This window comes from Mesorhizobium sp. M7A.F.Ca.MR.148.00.0.0, assembly GCF_003997735.1.
Taxonomy (GTDB): Bacteria; Pseudomonadota; Alphaproteobacteria; order Rhizobiales; family Rhizobiaceae; genus Mesorhizobium.
In genome coordinates this window covers 1-2,223 of sequence record NZ_RZTB01000250.1, presented here as the reverse complement: position 1 = coordinate 2,223, position 2,223 = coordinate 1, and the positions used below count along the sequence as shown (strand labels likewise).

Sequence of the window (2,223 nt, the reverse complement as noted above, 5' to 3'; positions counted from 1 at the left end):
TCTCCCCGTCACTATACGGGGAGAAGATGCCGGCAGGCAGATGAGGGGCGGCGCCGACATCAGCCAGTGTCAGCGGCCTGGTTTGCCGACTCCTATCAGCTGCCTGATGATCGCATTGACCGCCGCGCGCGCGGCGTCCAGCCCCTGGCCGGTGTCGACGATGAAATCGGCCTGACGCCGCTTTTCCGCATCCGGCACCTGCTTGGCCAGGATCGACGCCAGCTTTTCCTCCGTCGTGCCAGGCCGCGCCAGCACGCGGGCGCGCTGGGTCTCGGCCGGCGCAGTGACGACAACGACCTTGTCGACGCGGTTGCGGCCGCCGGTTTCGAACAGCAGGGGGATATCGAGGACGGCGATCGGCGCGCCTGATCCACGATGCCTGGCCAGAAAGGCATCGGCGTCGGCGCGCACCAGCGGATGGATGATCGCCTCGAGCCGCTTCAGCGCGGCGGCGTCACCGAGCACACGCGCGCCAAGCTTTGCCCGGTCGACCACCCCGGCAGATGTGGTGCCGGGAAAGGCGGCCTCGACCAACGGGGCTGCCTTGCCGGCATAGAGGCGATGCACCGTCTCGTCGGAATCATGGACCGGCACGCCGGCGTCAGCGAACATCCTGGCCGTGGTCGACTTGCCCATGCCGATGGAGCCGGTGAGGCCGAGCACGATCATGGCTTCGGCACCAGATCGGCGACGATCAGCGCCCGGAGTTCGGCCGTCACCCGCGGCCTGACGCCGAACCAGCGCTCGAAGCCGGGCACGGCCTGATGCAGCAGCATGCCAAGGCCGTCGACCGCCTTCAGATTTCGCCCACGGGCGGCCGCGAGCAGCGGCGTCTCCAGCGGCACATAGACGATGTCAGTGACGATGGCATGGTCGGGCAGCCGGGCAGGATCGGCCGACAGGCCTTCATTGCCATGCATGCCGAGCGCGGTGGTGTTGACCAGCAGGCCGGCATCGCCGAGCAGTTCATCGGTCGCCGCCATGCCATGCGCCGACACGCCGGCGCCGAAACGATCGCGCAATTCCTGCGCCCGGGCCACAGTGCGGTTGACGATACGGATGTCGGCAACGCCGCGCTGCTTCAGCGCATGGATGACGGCGCGCGACGCGCCGCCGGCGCCGAGCACCACCGCCGGACCCTTGCTTGCCCAGCCCGGTGCGTGATCGTCGAGGTTGGCGGCAAAGCCGTGACCGTCGGTGTTGCCGGCCCACAGGACGCCGTCCTCGAACCACAGCGTGTTGACGGCGCCGATTTCTTGCGCCGCCTCGTCGCGGCGTTCGGCCAATGCGAAGGCCGCTTCCTTGTGCGGGATGGTGATGTTGCCGCCGCGGTAATCGTTTGCATGCAGCGTTTTCACGAACACGGCAAAGTCTTGCGGCGCGACATCGATGGCCTGGTAGCTTCCGTCGATGCCATGTTTGGCCAGCCAGTGGCCATGGATCTTCGGCGAGCGCGAATGCTTGACCGGATGGCCTGACACGAAGGCCTTCTTCGACGCCTCAGCCATCGATCGCTCCCAGCGTGCGCAGTTCGGCAAGCAGCGGCAACAGCGGCAAGCCCACAATCGTGAAATGGTCGCCTTCGATTTTCTCGAACAATTGAATGCCTTCGCCTTCGATCTGATAGGCGCCGACGCTGGACAGCGCCTTGGCGCCGACGCGGGCGAGATGGCGGCCGATGAAGGCCGGGTCGAGCTTGCGCATGGTCATCGAGGCGATGCCGACATGGCGCCACAAAACCTCGCCGTCGCGGACCAGCACCGCGGCGCTGTTGAGCTGATGGGTCCTGCCCGACAGCGCCAGCAGATGGCGGCGCGCACCTTCCCTATCGGCCGGCTTGTGGAACACCTCGTCGCCAAGCGACAGCGTCTGGTCGCAGCCGAGCACCAGGGCGCCCGGCCTGCGCTCGCTGACTTCGGTTGCCTTGGCCTCGGCCAGCACCAGGGCAACATCCTCGGGCGAGACACCGCTATCCTGCAACGGCCCCTCGAGCGCGCGCTCGTCGACATCGGCCGGGACGGCTTCGACATCGACGCCGGCATTGACGAGCATCGCCTTGCGGAACGGACTGCCGGAAGCGAGGATGAGTTTTTCGGTCATTTTGCACTCGGGCGCAGACACAGGCGCGGTTGGAGTTTGATCAGCTCTAGTCCTGTAAGGTTGGCGCTGCCCCTCATTGTCCTGCCGGACATTTCTCCCCGTATAGAGACGGGGAGAAAGGGG

Annotated in this window: 3 protein-coding genes; all 3 read right to left on the bottom strand. The window is 66.7% G+C overall.

Annotated elements, in window-relative coordinates; translation table 11 throughout:
• Positions 1 to 69: 69 nt before the first annotated feature.
• The 3 genes from coaE to EOB49_RS33635 are packed head-to-tail and all read right to left on the bottom strand — an operon-like array spanning position 70 to position 2,100.
• Entirely contained in the window at positions 70 to 669 is a 600-nt protein-coding gene (gene coaE, locus EOB49_RS33645) for a dephospho-CoA kinase (protein WP_127383476.1), read from the bottom strand.
• Positions 666 to 1,508, bottom strand: a complete 843-nt coding sequence (locus EOB49_RS33640) for a shikimate dehydrogenase (protein ID WP_127383475.1) — start codon at positions 1,506 to 1,508, stop codon at positions 666 to 668. The genes coaE and EOB49_RS33640 overlap by 4 nt, the downstream gene beginning before the upstream one ends.
• Positions 1,501 to 2,100, bottom strand: a complete 600-nt coding sequence (locus EOB49_RS33635; RefSeq protein ID WP_127331944.1) for a Maf-like protein — start codon at positions 2,098 to 2,100, stop codon at positions 1,501 to 1,503. The genes EOB49_RS33640 and EOB49_RS33635 overlap by 8 nt, the downstream gene beginning before the upstream one ends.
• Positions 2,101 to 2,223 lie beyond the last annotated feature (123 nt).

What these genes read in the sequence shown, in the direction of transcription:
- coaE (WP_127383476.1), bottom strand. Translation starts at nt 669, where the DNA reads ATGATCGTGCTCGGCCTCACCGGCTCCATCGGCATGGGCAAGTCGACC.
- EOB49_RS33640 (WP_127383475.1), bottom strand. Translation starts at nt 1,508, where the DNA reads ATGGCTGAGGCGTCGAAGAAGGCCTTCGTGTCAGGCCATCCGGTCAAG.
- EOB49_RS33635 (WP_127331944.1), bottom strand. Translation starts at nt 2,100, where the DNA reads ATGACCGAAAAACTCATCCTCGCTTCCGGCAGTCCGTTCCGCAAGGCG.